Origin of the sequence: Microbulbifer sp. TYP-18 (assembly GCF_040932045.1) — a bacterium.
Lineage (GTDB): Bacteria > Pseudomonadota > Gammaproteobacteria > Pseudomonadales > Cellvibrionaceae > Microbulbifer.
On record NZ_JBFRBC010000005.1, the window covers coordinates 163,862 to 180,200 of the forward strand.

14 protein-coding genes, 1 rRNA gene and 4 pseudogenes are annotated in these 16,339 nt (G+C 46.8%); 8 read left to right on the forward strand and 11 right to left on the reverse strand.

What is annotated here, in order from left to right:
• The first annotated feature begins 121 nt into the window (after positions 1–121).
• Entirely contained in the window at positions 122–2,071 is a 1,950-nt protein-coding gene (locus ABVT36_RS07285; RefSeq protein ID WP_368455970.1) for a M1 family metallopeptidase, read from the forward strand.
• 153 nt (positions 2,072–2,224) lie between these two features.
• On the opposite strand, the gene ABVT36_RS07290 is transcribed toward ABVT36_RS07285, so the two are convergent.
• A complete protein-coding gene (locus tag ABVT36_RS07290; protein ID WP_368455971.1) occupies positions 2,225–2,701 on the reverse strand; it encodes a redoxin domain-containing protein in 477 nt (158 codons plus the stop codon).
• A gap of 149 nt (positions 2,702–2,850) precedes the next feature.
• Between ABVT36_RS07290 and ABVT36_RS07295 the strand changes: the two genes are divergently transcribed.
• The 4 genes and pseudogenes from ABVT36_RS07295 (at position 2,851) to ABVT36_RS07310 (ending at position 6,444) form a co-directional block, all read left to right on the forward strand.
• Positions 2,851–3,144 carry a hypothetical protein gene (locus tag ABVT36_RS07295; protein WP_368455972.1) on the forward strand — a complete coding sequence of 98 codons (294 nt, stop codon included), beginning with the start codon at positions 2,851–2,853 and terminating at the stop codon, positions 3,142–3,144.
• Between the two features lie 318 nt (positions 3,145–3,462).
• Complete coding sequence (locus tag ABVT36_RS07300) at positions 3,463–4,296, forward strand: MBL fold metallo-hydrolase (RefSeq protein ID WP_368455974.1); 834 nt, start codon at positions 3,463–3,465, stop codon at positions 4,294–4,296.
• A 357-nt stretch (positions 4,297–4,653) separates the two neighbouring features.
• On the forward strand, positions 4,654–5,442 hold the full coding sequence (locus ABVT36_RS07305) for a type 1 glutamine amidotransferase domain-containing protein (protein WP_368455975.1): 789 nt from the start codon (positions 4,654–4,656) through the stop codon (positions 5,440–5,442).
• A gap of 67 nt (positions 5,443–5,509) precedes the next feature.
• A pseudogene (locus ABVT36_RS07310) lies at positions 5,510–6,444 on the forward strand (IS5 family transposase).
• 292 nt (positions 6,445–6,736) lie between these two features.
• Here the strand turns inward: ABVT36_RS07310 and ABVT36_RS07315 are convergent.
• Positions 6,737–7,108, reverse strand: coding sequence for a hypothetical protein (locus ABVT36_RS07315; protein ID WP_368455976.1), 372 nt, complete (start codon positions 7,106–7,108; stop codon positions 6,737–6,739).
• Here ABVT36_RS07315 and ABVT36_RS07320 point away from each other — a divergent pair.
• Positions 7,086–8,090 carry a hypothetical protein gene (locus ABVT36_RS07320; protein WP_368455977.1) on the forward strand — a complete coding sequence of 335 codons (1,005 nt, stop codon included), beginning with the start codon at positions 7,086–7,088 and terminating at the stop codon, positions 8,088–8,090. The two genes, ABVT36_RS07315 and ABVT36_RS07320, sit on opposite strands and share 23 nt — an antisense overlap.
• A 154-nt stretch (positions 8,091–8,244) precedes the next feature.
• Positions 8,245–8,526, forward strand: a pseudogene (locus tag ABVT36_RS07325) (transposase); the annotation flags it as partial.
• Between the two features lie 50 nt (positions 8,527–8,576).
• Here ABVT36_RS07325 and ABVT36_RS07330 read toward each other — a convergent pair.
• The 8 genes and pseudogenes from ABVT36_RS07330 to ABVT36_RS07365 all read right to left on the reverse strand — a co-directional run.
• Positions 8,577–8,732 (reverse strand): annotated as a pseudogene (locus ABVT36_RS07330) (transposase); the annotation flags it as partial.
• A gap of 157 nt (positions 8,733–8,889) precedes the next feature.
• Positions 8,890–9,579 carry a hypothetical protein gene (locus ABVT36_RS07335; RefSeq protein ID WP_368455978.1) on the reverse strand — a complete coding sequence of 230 codons (690 nt, stop codon included), beginning with the start codon at positions 9,577–9,579 and terminating at the stop codon, positions 8,890–8,892.
• 552 nt (positions 9,580–10,131) lie between these two features.
• Positions 10,132–10,518, reverse strand: a pseudogene (locus ABVT36_RS07340) (VOC family protein).
• Between the two features lie 2 nt (positions 10,519–10,520).
• A complete protein-coding gene (locus ABVT36_RS07345; RefSeq protein WP_368455979.1) occupies positions 10,521–10,826 on the reverse strand; it encodes an ArsR/SmtB family transcription factor in 306 nt (101 codons plus the stop codon).
• 268 nt (positions 10,827–11,094) lie between these two features.
• Complete coding sequence (locus ABVT36_RS07350; protein ID WP_368455980.1) at positions 11,095–11,877, reverse strand: hypothetical protein; 783 nt, start codon at positions 11,875–11,877, stop codon at positions 11,095–11,097.
• Between the two features lie 142 nt (positions 11,878–12,019).
• Complete coding sequence (locus ABVT36_RS07355) at positions 12,020–12,448, reverse strand: GNAT family N-acetyltransferase (RefSeq protein WP_368455981.1); 429 nt, start codon at positions 12,446–12,448, stop codon at positions 12,020–12,022.
• A 409-nt stretch (positions 12,449–12,857) separates the two neighbouring features.
• On the reverse strand, positions 12,858–13,247 hold the full coding sequence (locus ABVT36_RS07360; RefSeq protein WP_368455982.1) for a hypothetical protein: 390 nt from the start codon (positions 13,245–13,247) through the stop codon (positions 12,858–12,860).
• 485 nt (positions 13,248–13,732) lie between these two features.
• Entirely contained in the window at positions 13,733–13,981 is a 249-nt protein-coding gene (locus ABVT36_RS07365; protein ID WP_368455983.1) for a hypothetical protein, read from the reverse strand.
• A gap of 732 nt (positions 13,982–14,713) precedes the next feature.
• On the opposite strand from ABVT36_RS07365, the gene ABVT36_RS07370 reads away from it, so the two are divergent.
• A complete protein-coding gene (locus ABVT36_RS07370; protein ID WP_368455984.1) occupies positions 14,714–15,844 on the forward strand; it encodes an FG-GAP repeat domain-containing protein in 1,131 nt (376 codons plus the stop codon).
• 408 nt (positions 15,845–16,252) lie between these two features.
• Here ABVT36_RS07370 and rrf read toward each other — a convergent pair.
• Positions 16,253–16,339 (reverse strand): 5S ribosomal RNA (rrf, locus tag ABVT36_RS07375); the annotation flags it as partial.

Below are 16,339 nucleotides of genomic sequence, written 5' to 3' on the forward strand. Positions count from 1 at the left end.
TCCCAATAGCGGCCCTGCGGCGCGGGGCGGCGGCTCGGTGAACTGGATATCTTTCCCCCGGTGCGCCGCTTTGGGTATGCTGTAGCGCCTGTCAACAAGCACACTTTTCTGGAGCCAGCTCATGTCGCCCCGAATTCTATATACCACCCTGTTGATTGGCGCCCTCGCTTTCGCGGGCGGCTGTACAAAATCCGAACCTGAGTCCAGTTCTGCCCAAGTCGCCGATGCGGTACAGGGCAAATCACCGGGCGACCAACAGCAGGCCCAGGCCGCCCCCGAATCCGGCGTGGACTACCACTCCTTCGCCAATACCGACGACTTCCTGGTGAAACATGTGGATCTCGATCTGGAGGTTCATTTTGATCGCAAAGTGATCGAAGGGGAGGCGAAACTGCAGCTTGAGCGCCTGACTGACCAGAAGAAACCCCTGATCCTGGATACCCGCGATCTCCATATAGAGTCGGTGCGGGCCGGGCATGGCAGCCAACTGCAGCCGGTCAAATTCACCCTGGGTAAGACCGACCCTCACCTGGGCACGCCGCTGTCGATCGAATTGCCACAAAACGCCACCACAGTGGCGATTCGCTACAGCACCTCCCCCGATGCCTCCGGCGTACAGTGGCTGGAGCCGCAACAAACGGCCGGTGGCGACTTCCCCTTCCTGTTCACCCAGGCGCAGGCGATCCACGCGCGCAGCTTCATACCCTTGCAGGACTCCCCCAAAGTGCGCATGACCTACAACGCCACTATTCGCACACCACCGGAACTGCGCGCCGTTATGAGCGCCAACAATGACCCGCAGGCGGCGAAAGACGGTGTCTATGAATTTTCCATGCCGCAGCCGATTCCCTCCTACCTTATCGCGCTGGCGGTGGGTGATCTCGACTTCAAGCCCATGGGCGAGCGCACTGGCGTCTACGCCGAGCCGGAATTGCTCGATGCCGCAGCGGCAGAATTCGAGGATACAGAGTCCATGCTGGAGGCCACTGAAAAAGTCTATGGTCCCTACCGCTGGGACCGCTACGATCTCCTGATCCTGCCGCCCAGCTTCCCGTTTGGTGGAATGGAAAATCCCCGCTTGAGCTTTATCACGCCCACCGTCATCGCCGGCGACAAAAGCCTGGTGGCGCTGATTGCCCACGAACTCGCCCACTCCTGGTCCGGCAACCTGGTGACCAACGCCAGCTGGCGTGATTTGTGGTTGAACGAAGGTTTTACCACTTACCTCACCAACCGCATCATGCAGAACATTTACGGCGACGAGCGCTACCGGATGGAAATGGCACTGGGTTACGACGACCTGGAAGCCGACCTTGCCGACCGTGAGGACCGCGATGAGATCATGGCCATCGACCTCCGTGGCCGCGACCCCGACGATGTATTTTCCAATATCCCCTATGAGAAGGGCTCCCTGTTTCTCTACGAACTGGAGCAAAAGATAGGCCGCGAAGCCTTCGATCAGTTTTTGCTGGATTACTTCAACCACTTCTCATTCGAAAGCATTACCACCGAAGATTTTCTAGCCTATCTGCAGCAGACGCTATTGCAGCAGTACCCGCAACAGCTGAACGAAGCGCGCATTCGCCAGTGGATTTACGAGCCGGGGATTCCTGAGGGCGCCCCGCACCCTCGTTCCGATGCATTTACCAAACTCGACCCCCTTCGCGATCAGTGGCTCAGCGGTGAAATCGCCGCTGCCGATATAGACACCAGTGACTGGACCTTCCACCAGTGGAAATACTTTCTCGATGGTATGCCGGAAAAACTGAGCGAATCCCAGCTCCGGGAATTGGATGGCGCTTTCGGTCTAACCGATTCAAAAAATAACGAGATCGCCTTTAGCTGGTTGATGATCGCGGTGCGCAATGACTATCAGCCAGCGTTTGCGCGCCTGGAAGACTTCCTCACCAGCATCGGCCGCAATAAATTCCTGCGCCCCCTCTACCGCAATCTGGTGGACAGTGGCAAACAGGAGATGGCGGTACGGATTTTTGAAGAGGCCAAGGCCGGCTATCACCCACTCACGGTCAAGGTGAACAGCCGTGTGATCTATGGGCCGGATGCAAGCTGAGAGTTTTTAACTCCGCTCATACAGAGTACTGTGCGCCGGGGCTTTTGTCCCGGCGTTCATCGACCCCATAGGATTGGCTCGGTAGAGGCTGTCGGACCAGCCGCAATTGTTTGTAGCGTGGATATTCAATTGCAGCCACGTCGCCCGCCTACCTTATGGTTCCCGTATCAGGGCCATTAACTCGGCACCAACGGTCAGGTCCTGCTCATAACCCATTTTTTGTTTGCGCAAATACCCCTGCCGGTCAATCAGTATCAGTGTTGGAGTGCCCCCCATACCATAGGCGCGCATGGTCTTTGGAATGGGATCCCCTACGCTGCCTGATGGCATATCAATAGCCACTGGAAATTCAATCTGGAATTCATGTAAAAAAGCTTTTAGAGAAACTTCCGTCATGGCCGCATGATGTTCAAATACCGAATGCAAACCGATAACGACCACATCGTTTTGATCAAACAGGGAGTGAACACGGCCGGCCTGGGGTATAGAGTGTTGCACACAGCCTGGGCACAACATTTGAAATACAAAAAGAGCGACAACTTTTTCACGGAAATCATCCAGTGACAGAGCAGTATCCGTATTCAGCCAGGTTTGCACGCAGAGTTCAGGTGCTTTTGTCAGTTCCGCCATGACTACTTTGCTCCTAGGATCCTCCGCCCGGAATGCCGGACAGAGGGTTTGGGCTTTGCCATTACTACATTTTTCCGGGCAGGGACAGGTCACTCGAAGCCACGTCAAAAGCATCCCCGACACATAGCAAGGGCGCGGGAGCGCTTTCATTGACACGTAAACCAGAGGTTACTCCGTCAAAAGCAAATACTGCCAACTCGCATAGGCTGTACAAAGCGCGGCACAAAGGGTTTAAGAAGCTTTCTGTGCCAGTGTGGTTTGACTGGCGCAGTTATGAGCAAACAGGAAGTAAAACAGATCTGCCGCGAACAGCAATTCGATATCCGAGAAAAATAGCTCATAGCGTTTGCACAGTTGGCTCCTCCAATAAGGAACAGCATTACCGCAGCTATGCGGCGCTCAAGGTCACAGATATTGGCAATTCTGCACCATCTACTTTCTGAATCTGATACTTTGGTAAATATTATTCCGGTAGATCACAAAATTGCCAGCTTAATATGGCACAAGGACGAACCACCGACAGACTACTCGGGTACTGCCAATAACGTCGGTCAGCTGCTGATAGGTTGGTTTCAAGAATGAAATACGCGTCATAGCTTAATACTGCTGCGAACTGTTCCGTTGTTTTATCTATCGCGAAAGCCTCTTATCTTTGTAAACCTGGGCATTTTATCGATCACAGGCGGGCGCTGATCGCAAATTTATAGTGTTTACTTCGAAAAAGTGTACCGTCTTTCGCGGTATCACAATACGGAGAAATTATGAACAAAAAACAGTTGTTTGCGGCCGGGGCCATCTTTCTATCGTCTGCCGTTTCAGCCACAGAGCTTTGCCTGTTGGCAAATAATGGTTTCTTGATTAAAGGAAAAAATAAATCAGTAGTCTTGGATGCAATGGTTAAAAAAGCCATGTATGGCTATCCGGCATTAAGCAGTGACGCTTACGAGCTATTTATAGAGGGAAGCGCCCCCTTTGATGATATCGATGTTGCCTTAACTACCCATAATCACTTGGATCACTTCCAGGCAGATGTTTTGCTGGAGCATGCTCGACGGAACAAAACGGTTTATGTATTGCCACCCAAGGCCAAGGCTGATATCGATGCTGCCGCGGCAGACCATGGTCTGGCAGACCGCTTGGTGACGGAGGTCCCCACTCACAATGGCAAAGCTGTTAAGCGCCGGATCAATGGGGTTGATATAACCATCTACAGTGTTAACCATGGTGGCAGAGAGGCCCAAGGGGTAGCGCAGGCCGAAAAGAATCATTCCATTTATAATGTGGAGATAGATGGCGCCAGCTTTACCCACCTTGGTGATGCAAAGACAACGGTTGGGCTCCTTTCACTGGCAGGTATTGCAAACACCAAGACCAATTATTTGCTGGTCCCCTATTTTTCCGTAAATAACCCCGACTTTGCCGACGCTATTAAAAAAGCATGGGAGTTTGATAATTTGGTCCTGATGCATATAGCTCAAGTTGATCGGGAAGATCCAAAGCAGGTTGCCGAACTAGATAAAACCATTTTATCTCTGAAAGAAATTTTTCCGAAATCCTGGATGCCGGTAAAAGAAATGGAGTGTAGAACGATTTAGGTCAGCGCAAAACCGACCATGCTTTATTAAAGCGCAATCAAAAGTGTGAGTATTGAATAACTATTTTATGTTCTGGGTTAAACCAATAAAATAAAGAGCGGGATATGCGAGATGAAGGATATTCTGTATTTCTGAGAACCACATAACTCGCGGTTTCGGATAATAAGTGCAATTGGATAAGGAGAGGAGCCAGCTGGTAGACTCTGCGCTTCTCCCGACCAAGAGACGAAGCACTGATGAGTTACCACCAGCTGACCGAAGAAGAAAGATACCAGATTTACGTATCTTGGATTCAACTCGCTAGAGCAAAAGTGGATTGAATTCAATTTAACTTAAAGAAGAGGATTTAAAGTCATAATGAGAAAAATAACCGCAGTGCCAATCATGCTTCTATTTTGCATTATCGCCTACCCTGTGTATGGGGAGGATGCTAACAAAATTTTAATTGTTGCATCAAATATTAAAGCTATGGGAGACCCGGAAAAGCATGATGCGAGAAATAATCTCTGGGAGTATGCTCCACCGTATCATATCTTTATATCTCATGGGTATGATGTGGATTTTGTATCGCCCTCCGGGGGTGCGGTGCCATTTATGATGGATCCTCTGGGTATCAGCAGTTACACCATAAAGTACGAGGGGTTCCTGGAGAAAGCGAACTCTTCTTTGTCTCCAGATTTAGTTGATCCGGGGGAATATAAGGCAGTATATGTTGGTGGCGGTTATGGCACCTTGTTTGATGTGGCGTCGAATAAAGAGCTACTTGATCTTATCGCAGAAATATACAAGGCGGATGGCGTAATAGGAAGTTGTGGGCATGGAGCCGGTGTGTTTGCCAAGGTGAAGCTTGCTAAGGAAAAATTTCTCGTGCAGGGAAAGCGTATTGCAGGATTCCCTGATTCGACAGAAAAAGAAAAATCCTGGGCAAAGCAGGGCACTTTGTTGCCATTTCTGGTGGAATCTCAACTGCGAAAAAGCGGAGCCATTGTAATCAATAAGAGTAATATTCCTGACAAGCACGATATTGTTTCTGACCAGCGCATTGTCTCAACAATGTTTCTACCTTCCGCGGCACTGGTGGCAAAGGAAATGATTAATTTACTAGAGCAGGATGGTAACCGTAATCAGACAAGGGTAGAGCCTTAGGGAACCTCTGAAAAACTGCTCCAGTCTGGCATAATTTACCCCATTTCCAACATACACAGATTCAATCATGAGCCAACTGACCTTCGCTGAAGCCGAATACACTATCAAGAAACGCAAAACACGGCGTGAACTGTTCCTCGAAAAGCTGGATCAATTGTTGCCGTGGAGACAGTTGGAGTCATCCATCGCCAAGTATTATGCCCGTGGCGGCATGGGTCGGCCACCTTATCCGCTGCCCGCTATGTTGCGTATTCATATTATGCAGTTGGCCTACAACTTGAGTGATCCAGCCATGGAAGACGCTCTGTATGAAATAGAGTCAATGCGTCGCTTTGCCGGTATTCGATTGGATCGCGTGCCGGATGAGACAACGATCCTGAACTTCCGTCACCTGCTTGAAGAGCACCAACTTGGCAAAAAACTGTTTAATAAGGTCAATAAGCACTTAGACCGGCACGGTCTGATTTTGCGAGAAGGCAGTATAGTGGATGCCAGTATCATTTCAGCCCCGAGTTCGACAAAGAACAAAGACGGTAAGCGCGACCCGGAAATGCGCCAGACAAAGAAGGGCAACGAATGGCACTTTGGTATGAAGATGCACATTGGCGTCGATGAATCGCTCGGCCTGATTCATAGTATCGAAACCACACCAGCTAGCGAGCATGATCTGAATGTGGCGGACAAGCTACTTCATGGAGAAGAAAAACGCGTCTGGGCGGATGCGGGTTACACAGGTGCACAAAGCCGGAAGGCACTCTCATCAAGGAATTTGGATTGGCATATTGCGATGCGGCCTGGTAGGCGAAAGCAGCTAAAATTTGCAGACATTGAGCGAGCTGAAACGACCAAGGCAAGCGTACGCGCGAAGGTAGAACATGCNTATCGTGGGTTGGCAAAGAACACCAACCGGTTGTATGTACTAGCTGGTCTGTCAAACCTGCTTCGCAGTCAAAAATATCTTCTGGCTTAGGGCCAGTGCACCTGGAATCTGCTGAGAAGTAGATTCCAGGTGAAAAAACAAACAATCTCAGGGTTGTTTTGGTCAAATTCAGGCCCGCACCAGAAAATACTGATACTGCCGTAGCGATTGTTGAGTTATTCAGACGTTCCCTAGCAACTTTGTAATGGCATGGGAGCAACCGATTCAATTCAGAATCTATCATTTGATCCTTTATCCCAGATTTTATATGGTCCCAGACCCACGACGCTAGAGAATCTTACAATTACCGATATATAAGACAGCCCAATTCGAAATTTCGCCGTAACAGAATGCTACCAATCTAAACTCCAATTTTCATCTTTTTCTCGCCGCAAAATCACGGCAGATTTCACTAGTGATTATTTGATATCCAATGCCGGTCTTCTGCTGCTGCGTGAGTACGGCCAACGGCTTGGTTTGTCTCACTGTTTGGCTAAACTCGTGAACGACCCGCGGCGCTAATCCAGATTCCGCTACTGTATCTATACGACAGTTTTGTCGAAAACAACCAATTACAATTTCGACATTTTTATAATCACCAATTTCCACCGACGATAACAAAATAATCCGCCAAAGTATTTCTTTCTTTTTAACCAACCAAATTTCACCGTTTGTATTATAATGTACGCGCCACACAAATACATTCGCAAGATCAGGAGGGATTATGCGACTGTTTAAGTCATTCACTTTTTTAATTATCTTAACGACACTTAACAACTATACACTCGCTGGGCCACGGGATGAGGTGCCTGTTGAAGAGCGATATTTGTTAACGTTTAATTACGGCGACTCATCCATTAATCGATTGGTTCTAGAACGCGACGACTACCTTAACGATTATTGGGATTTAAATTTGGGCTTCGTTAGCGACACAGGAATACTGGATAAACCCTACCACGAGCACTACGAAATCAAGAAAAAATTATCCGCTGCGATCAAAGCAACCATTGATGAAGCGGCCGATGACAGTGGTGTAGATTTTAAACGCTATAGATTTACTATGACCAACTATATCGGTGTTGAATTAGACGGCACTGTTGGTGGAAGTATTATCGATATTAGAGTTGGCGGATTTGATTTCACCGTAAAAGGCGAGGTGGAAAAATATGGCATTCTGGAGGCTAATGTACACTTTAGAACGCTAAATAAATTTTGGTTGATTGGTAGTTACAATACCTATACGGGAGAAATTAGCAATTTCCGAGTCAATGATGATCTTCGATTCAACCTCGACATCGACGTTCCATGGTACACCAGCCTGTTTATAGATATTCTCGATGTGCTGACCTTGGAAACACAAAATTTTTCTTCACAAATGGAAAACTTCATTGACTATTACGAGGATAACATTAACGAAATTATCCTGACTGCGATCGACGATTTACCTCAGCCTGAGTACTCTGTGTTTGGCATCCATGAAATTATTGATTATTTACCCGATTGGGTACCAGCGGATATCAGAATCGAGCTTGAAGACAAACTCAAAAGTGAATGGGAGAACATCACAAACTTTGGATTTCTTCAACTGTGGTTTGGCTATGATCACTACAACAGTATAGAGCCGAAGATTACCTTTAATATCGAGTCTCCGTTATTAACGCGCGGTCGGCTTTCATTGCAGCTATATAAAGAGGTTGAGTGGGACGATATGTGTCCGCAATGCCAATAATTTTCAGCGATTGGGTTCTATTCAGGTAATAGCATTTTATAACCTGATTTTTTCTGAACTCCTCTAGTTCGAAGTTTGCATGATCCCAGGCACAAAAGCGGCGGAAAGTTTTAGCATTATCGGTGTATAAGTCAGCCCGATAAGAAATTCCGCCGTGACAGAATACTACCAGCCTGAACTCCTTTTTTCATCTTTTTCCCGCCGTAAGCTCACCGTAGATTTCACAGGTGGTGATTTGACCTCCAATACCGACCCGCTGCTGTTGTGTGAGTGCGACCAGCGGCTTAATATGTCTCGCCCTTTGGCCGAAGTCGAGAATGACTCGCGTCGCCAAGCTTGTGTCGAGTACCCCAGTGAACAACTGATGCGCCGGCGATTGCTGGTCATCGCTACTGGCTACGAAGACCTGAATGACCACGAACAGCTGCGCTTCGATATCGCACTTCGAGTCGGCAGCCTACCGCTGGTGGCCGAACCAATATGGGTATTCTCTTCCCCAAGAGCCTTGAGACGTCGGGATTCAGGCACCTCCAGGCCACCGTACTTCTTCCGCCAGGTGAGGAAGGTGGCATTTGGGATGCTGTACTCGCGGCAAATCTCTCTGACCAGAACGCAGGCCTCGGCCCTCTTTAGGATTGGGATGAACTACTCTTCGGCGAATCGTTTCTTCATGTTCACCTTCCTCGTTGGTGACGAACATTACTAGGATCGCGGTAGACTAGAAAGTGGAGAGCAGGTCATAATCAGGAATAATGGCATTGAACTGAGCATAAGATATAGCCCTCAGCTTTTTTAATGGTTAACAAGTTATCTCGGTTGCATATGGAATATATAGTGTCAGCTCAGAAACATCTGATCTCTCCCACTCCACACGGCCTTCAAGACCGGCAACTGTTATCTTACAAGTACCGCCAACAACCTCTGTTATTTTGTTATTTTCCTCTGCTATTTTACCGAGGATTTCATAGCGGTATTGCTCCGGAGAAACTATACTTAGGCCTACATCTCCTTGTGTTTCAATTTCGGTACGGCCATCCAGACGTGCACTGTACACAAATGACCTCAGCTCATTGATTTGATCTTTTGCATCATTATCGGCATTAACTGCGACTTTTGCATATATATTCACATAACTTGTATCCGACTTTTTACGATCTTCAATAATTTCCAGAGAGTCGTCATTTAAATTTACCGGAACTAGAAACCCTTCACCATATGAGAGGGCGATGCCTTTGACCTTTCTCGAAGAATCTATCAAGTTAGAGATAGTTTTTCTTATCTCAGAACGACGCAAGCCGGGTGATCTTGAATCATTTACCAAGCGTATTCTCTGGACAAGGAAGTCCGCCTTTTTCTTTATAGTAACGGCCGGCATCTCATAGTAGTTGCCATCCAGCATAGAACCGGTAACTACTACCTCCTCTAATTCCTGCGCAAATGAGGACAGGGAAAATATAAAAGCCAGTGTGGCCAATATTATTTTTTTCATTTCATTTATCCTTTTCGGCCCGTAGCATTTATATAGTGGTTACTATAACCATTATTTTTCTATTTAAAGTCTCGAAAAACTCTGCGCCAATCCTGAAAAAATCCACTAAATCGGACGATTGAGAGAATTTTGCACAGCAATACTAAGTAAAAAATCAATCACCTCAGTACTAATTCAAGCTAAACCTAGTATGTAACTTTCTTCTAGTTACGTGTTTAATCAACCACGTCCTTTCCTGTCACACCAAAGATCAGGATGATCAGAATTGCGGATTCTCCGGTCAGTCCGTTACCAAAAAATTGTACTTAGCTGACCCTCGCTTTAGTACGTGGATTAAAAAATCCTTTAGCAGGCTGTTGAAATTCGAAGAATTTCGACGCCTGGTACCGGAATATGGATGTTCCGGCAAAATCGACGACGCCTAAGTCGTTGATTTTGGGAGAAAAGTGAAAATCACATTTTTCGCTTTTCGTGTTTTGAAACAGGTAGGATGCCTTTTTCAACAACCTGTTAGACCTACTTCTTCATTTTACATTGTCTTAATGAAATAACCTACTTTATTTCAACAAGTTGAATTAAATTTCCACAGGTATCATTGAGCACCGCCATTTTGACGTTCCCTGCTTCCATGGGTTCCTGTGTAAACGCAACACCGGCGTCGCTTAGCCGCTTGAATTCCAAGTCGATGTCCTCAACCTGAAAAGAAGCGAAGGGAATTGCATCTTCAACCAAAGCCTGCTTGAAAGGAGGAACAGCGTTATGGGCACTAGGCTCAAGTAGTAGTTCAGTACCATTTGGATCACTTGTTGACACAACTGTCAGCCAGCGATATTCACCTAGAGGTATATCCTACTTCGTTTCAAAACCAAGCATTTCAGTGTAGAAGTTAAGGGCTTTTTCCTGGTCGTCAACAAAAACACTGGTTACGTAGATTTTCATATTCAATCTCCAAAAGTTGATAGCCAGCCGGATGCTAAGTTTGAAAGACGAGTCTTATCTAAGGTGTGAAGTTTAGTCGTGCCTTTCCACTCAGTAGTGATTATTCCCGCCGATTCAAGTACGGCCAGATGCCTCGAAAGCGCTTGCCGACTGGAAGAAATCCCATGCACAGTAGAGACACGGCTGCATATCTCAAACAATGACTGCTTATCGCGAATCATTAGTTCGTCAATTATGCGCCTTCTAGTAATGTCACCCAGGGCTTTAAATAAGCCGCTTAGATCTCTTTCTTCGCTAGATTTAGCCACCAGCCCACAATGCAACAACTTTGTTGCATTTGAAAGTTCAATACTATACTAAACTTTCCCCAACCAGCCCCCAACCTTCCAGACTCTACAGATTCCAGTAATGTACATCGTCTACGGGAAAGCTAACGGTTTGGCCATTTTATTTTTGGGCAACTTGATGCTCTACTGATTTCGGTCAGGTGCCTGCCTTTAAGATATCAATTGAGCACTGCGCCTCACAATTCACCCACTGCCGAGGCACAGCCTTGCCGCATTATTGATCAGTTTGTTATGAACCAATCTTTCCATACCTGATATGCTGGGATAAATGGATAACTATCTGGCCATTTTCAGTTTTAACTGGATAGTAGATTTCATATCTACCATTGTTAGAGGAAAATCTATGACTGCTGGAAGAACCGTCAAAGACTGAATTTAAATATTCCCGTTCCTCACTGGAGGTACTGAGAATATAGTCAGCCTTTAACGCCTCTTCATCTTTTCCAAGCCCCATGTAACTTGTAAAGCCCAATAAAAGTGGTTTGCCAAGGAGACTGTCCCTTGTAATTACAGTAACTTTGGGAAATTTCTCCTCGACTTTGCTCAGTATTTTAATATCCTGACTTGCACTTTTAATATAATTTCGAGAAAAGGTATAATTCGAAAGCCTAATAATTATACCCTTCTGCTCTTCCAACAAGTCAGCTGCAGATGAGACAAGGTATTTCTCCCGCTTCTTGGACGTTGCAATGTCTCCCAAATATAAAAGAATAAACAACGCAACCAATGAAGATACAAATATATAGAGAGGCTTTTTATTTCTTTGATGACTCTCAGTGCTGTCAATTTTTTTCCGCTCAGCTATCGCAGTAAGGTTAAACATAATATTGAGAATGGTCATACCAAATAGAATTGCAAATATACCGAGAATACTTAACAAAAATATATCAATCAGATTTCGTTCAAAAACTTTAAAGCCAAAAACCGATGAACATATAAAAATAAATACCCAATACATCAGCAGAAATACGGTAACAAGCGCAATTTTATTCGTTATTCTTACGACATTCATTGGTTAGGTTCTCTGTTCTTTTACTGCCCCCAAACAGGACATAAGTTTAAATGACAAGCCTTGGCAACATAACGGGGCAAGCCAATATACTGTAGCTTTATCACTTAACAAAATATAAACCGAAATTACTTTGCATTGCAAGTCAATCTTGAGATTGATACCGCATATTTGGCTTAAATTTTTTGGTCATGCCCTGGCTTGCAGGAAACACAAGTCGATAGCCAAGTTTTTCATAGAACATTGGTTCATCGGCAATCATCGAAATGTATGATCCCTCCAGTGCCACTGAGGCCAAATAGCTGTCTATATACTCCATAACTTTTCTGCCCAGCCCTTTTCCCTGGTAACCTGGATCTACAGCTACATCAACAACCTCAAAATTACATGCGGCATCACCAACTACGCGCCCCATTGCAATCAGCGTTTCAGCATCTCTGATTGAGATACCATATAAACTGTTTGGCAGTCCAATTCTTGCAGCTTCCAAAGATTTTGCTGACAAACCTGCTTTCACACGCAGATCACAGTATTCCCTTGGGCTGGGAACCTTTTCTTCGTATTTTATGCTCATTCTGCGCCACTCCCATTAGTACGCAGTGGCATACAAGACATACCCGGCCATAAATACCAGACATAGCTGGCAAAGTACACTAATTTTACCCACTATAAGCAGACATGCATTTAGGTATGCTTTACGTGACAATTTCGTTTATAGGGTCCTTGCCTGAGATTTCTATTTGCAGTATGGCAACGCTTACGATGATAGAGGAATTTAATTTATCCACACACGCTAGAGCTAGCCTGCCTTTTTTCTGATGTGAACTGGTTGTAACGACTCTGCTTTGCTTGATTCCAGTTAGATACGTATTTTGTGGGAATGAGGTGTCTACTTTTCATGGATAATCTGAACTCATATTACCTGCCTTATGAACGGAGTTGAAGTGCGAAGCGCACAAAGTACGTGCTCGTCAGGCCTTTTGTCAGGAATCAGTTTTAGAAACTACTTGTTCCTCGGGCTGTGCCGCTACAAAGCCAAAACAGATTGCGGCGCATGATAGGGCAATCCCCGGGATGAAGGCCCCCAGCCAAAAGGCCAAGCCTACATTAGCTGCTACCATTATTGTTATAAAAGAGGCAATAATCCGAATACCATTTTGAAAAAAGATTAAGGATGCCCCCAGAATAGCCAGTCCTATCAATTGAATAGATACGTGAATAAAAAGAACAGGAAATATACCTTTTAAAACCGGCGCAATATTTGATTGGGTAATCTCGCCACTTATCCAGCTGAAACCAGAGCCATGAAACAGCCCCATACATAAAAGAAGCAGGCTCCCAACTATGCAAGACCATTTAATTAAACTCGACATTGTAAACCCCTAATTTTTATATAGTGTTGTCGTGATCACTATTCTTCTGAATACCATCCCGAAAGCACCTCTGTGTCAGCTTTCAAAGATTTTCTTTAAACTCAGATAGTTATATGCAATTAGCGCGATTGTCCAAAATAGAGACATGGCCATTGAGTCCACTGCCCTGGAATATACCATTATTGTGGCTTCGTGTATTTTCCCGTTTTCTCGATGATATTGTTCTTTCCCCCAAAGATAAGGGGTGCGGTAAATGAGGTTCCGGTTCTTATCTGATCAAATCTTCAGCAAAGCGATACCACTATCCGAATACGGTTTTCCCCAGGGCATACTCCATCTCGCCTAAGGAAGTAGCTTTGTATCGGGTGGAAAGCCACTGGCAGCCACATAGACTGTGCTTACCTCCCCTTGGTGAAGGCAAGGGAAGGCAGGCACTGGCGGTACCGCTTTGGGCGCCCCGTATTTCGTGACGCCCTACTCTTGGGTCAAGATCGCTTTCGCTTGCTCGGTTTAGGTTGGGCTGGTGTATGGGAAGAGGGAAACATGGCCTGGTGGTCCGCCAGCTCCCAGGCTTGCTCCTGCAGCTCAAATAAGCGCTTGAGCCAAAGGGGGCGACCAACTTCGCATGGCGCAATGTCCAACTCCACGATATCGTCGTGGATGGCTACGGGCGTAATGGTATAAAAGCTTTCCAGTTGTAGTGGCTCAGACAATCGACAGGGGAATACGGCCATCTTTATAGGCTCCTTGAATCGCCTGTGACGGAAAGGCGCTGACAAAGCAATTGGCTTTACGCCGTTTCTCTCGCCGCAGGCGCGGTCCTTAGGGAAAATGAGAGATAAATCCGGGGAGAGGCCGCGTAGCCGGGGCGGTGCGCGGCTGAAGTAAAGTACCACACCAATGGTCGCGCTACGCCACAGGACACCCCGGCGCCAGGGGCGGGGGTGGCCAGTAGAGCCCGGCTTCAGGGGGGAACCTTATTGAAGACGAGCGAATGTGTGGCGTATCATCCAAGACAGCCTCGCTAGATACCAATCTTATCTTTCGGGGTTAGCCATCTCTTGGTGTTGCCGCACCGGGAGGTGGCGCCTATGCCTTACTCACGCGATCATGATGTAGTCCTTCCCTATTTATTGACGATTCGTTGTAGCTATAGATTTCCCGCGAGCGCCGCCATTACAGGGCGTTTCGCGGGTTAAATGACGAGAACTGCGGTATTCTTTGGCTGTTTATCTATTTTTTGCTGTTTTTAGCTGTTTTTTCTTTGCCTGTACCCGTTTAGCGGCTGGGCGCTATGGCAGCAAAGCTACCGTATTCGCTTTTTGCAAATAATTCAATCAAGCGGTAGCTTTAAGCGACAGTGAGTGTGTTTTTCCTTTATTTCCCCTTAAGCTGACAAGGACGCCTTCCGGTAGCCCCTTTTACGCGATAGAGTGTTGAAAAGTTAATCAAGGACAGTTGACTCTATGATTCAACACAAATATCCGGCGTATTCTCTACTTATTTTGGTATACGCACTCGTTTTCCAGGCAAAGGCCGTGGAAATCGACAATATCACCTTCAAACCCACTCCGCTGAATGTGAGTGCAGGCCAACCGGTAATTACCGTTCTGGATTTCAATTCTGATGGCGCTGTGGATGTTATTTTTTCCAGCTATACCGCCAGTAATGCTGCGATTTATCAGGGCAACGGACGGGGTGATTTAGTCAAAGTGGGCAGTGTCCCGGTTGGTGAGAATCCGTCAGATATGGCAGCTGCCGACCTCAACAACGACGGCAATGCCGATTTGGTAGTGGCCAACCACGAAACCGACTACGTTAGCCTGCTGTTGGGTGACGGAAAGGGGGGCTTTAAAGCATCGCCTCAATCGCCACTGAAAATAGATGTGAAGCCCCATATACATGTGGTTAAGTTGGCTGATCTTGATGGCGACAAGAAACTAGACCTGATTGTCGACAGCCGGGATGACAATGGTATGCGTTACTTTAAGGGGCTGGCCACTGGCAGCTTCGCAACGCCAGGACAGCTGATCGATGCGGGCGGAGATCTATATCGCGGCTTTGCTATCGGTGACATCAATGATGACGGACAAATAGATATGGTGACTCCCAACCCGAGGGAGATTGGCATTGTGACCCATAAGGGTTCAGGTACCCTGTCTTTTACCCTGGAAAAGCTGGCCCCCTATACATCCCCCTTTGTGGTTGAATTGGCGGAAATGAATGGCGACGGAAAGCTGGACATTCTCGTTGGTTCTAATGGCAGTTCTGTCACCTTCATTCCAGGGAACGGCGATGGAACATTCAGGGAGGCGGACAAAACGGCAATAGGCACTCCCTCAGGCGCCAAGCAGATAGCCGTTGGTGATATCAATGGCGATGGCCTTGAAGATTCCCTGGTTGCCAACTGGTCCGGTGAACTGCTTGTTGTCCTCGGTAATAAAACGAAAGTCGAGACCATAAGATTTAAAGATGCCAAAATCCCCAACCCATGGGGAGTGGCCCTGGCAGACCTCAATGGCGATGGGAAGAGTGACCTGATCCTTGCCGATGGAGACGGCAATGCCGCTGCCTTATATCTCAGCCAAACGGAGTGATGATGGGCAAAGCAGAGTGAGCCGGGATGCGATATTTTCTATTCTTCGAACTTCACGGTTGCTGCCTTTCTGGCCAAAACAAACAGTGACAACGGGGCTTCATTGAATTTCAACTGGCCCTAGTCCCTCCAGGGCCACTCTCCAGGCAGGCACAGCAACCCATTCCCCCGATACCTATTGCAGTGGCCATCCATACTCTGGTATTTCCCGGTCCGAGGGTCCCTTACCTAGATCATCATTATCACGACTGAATTCTCAGAAGCAATCAGGCAGTTCCGAGAAGCTGATACGATCGTACACAATAGAAGGCGGTCACCAAGACCACTGGAAAGAGAAAGGTTTGAAGAGGCGCAATGATAGCTGCAATAAAAAAGGGCCACCCTATTGGGTGACCCTTTCTGTTTAGAAGCCTGACGATGACCTACTCTCACATGGGGAGACCCCACACTACCATCGGCGATGTTGCGTTTCACTGCTGAGTTCGGCAAGGGATCA

Excerpts from the sequence above, each read along its gene's own strand:
- ABVT36_RS07285 (WP_368455970.1), top strand. The coding sequence starts at position 122 with ATGTCGCCCCGAATTCTATATACCACCCTGTTGATTGGCGCCCTCGCT.
- ABVT36_RS07290 (WP_368455971.1), bottom strand. The coding sequence starts at position 2,701 with ATGGCGGAACTGACAAAAGCACCTGAACTCTGCGTGCAAACCTGGCTG.
- ABVT36_RS07300 (WP_368455974.1), top strand. The coding sequence starts at position 3,463 with ATGAACAAAAAACAGTTGTTTGCGGCCGGGGCCATCTTTCTATCGTCT.
- ABVT36_RS07305 (WP_368455975.1), top strand. The coding sequence starts at position 4,654 with ATGAGAAAAATAACCGCAGTGCCAATCATGCTTCTATTTTGCATTATC.
- ABVT36_RS07320 (WP_368455977.1), top strand. The coding sequence starts at position 7,086 with ATGCGACTGTTTAAGTCATTCACTTTTTTAATTATCTTAACGACACTT.
- ABVT36_RS07335 (WP_368455978.1), bottom strand. The coding sequence starts at position 9,579 with ATGAAAAAAATAATATTGGCCACACTGGCTTTTATATTTTCCCTGTCC.
- ABVT36_RS07350 (WP_368455980.1), bottom strand. The coding sequence starts at position 11,877 with ATGAATGTCGTAAGAATAACGAATAAAATTGCGCTTGTTACCGTATTT.
- ABVT36_RS07355 (WP_368455981.1), bottom strand. The coding sequence starts at position 12,448 with ATGAGCATAAAATACGAAGAAAAGGTTCCCAGCCCAAGGGAATACTGT.
- ABVT36_RS07360 (WP_368455982.1), bottom strand. The coding sequence starts at position 13,247 with ATGTCGAGTTTAATTAAATGGTCTTGCATAGTTGGGAGCCTGCTTCTT.
- ABVT36_RS07365 (WP_368455983.1), bottom strand. The coding sequence starts at position 13,981 with ATGGCCGTATTCCCCTGTCGATTGTCTGAGCCACTACAACTGGAAAGC.
- ABVT36_RS07370 (WP_368455984.1), top strand. The coding sequence starts at position 14,714 with ATGATTCAACACAAATATCCGGCGTATTCTCTACTTATTTTGGTATAC.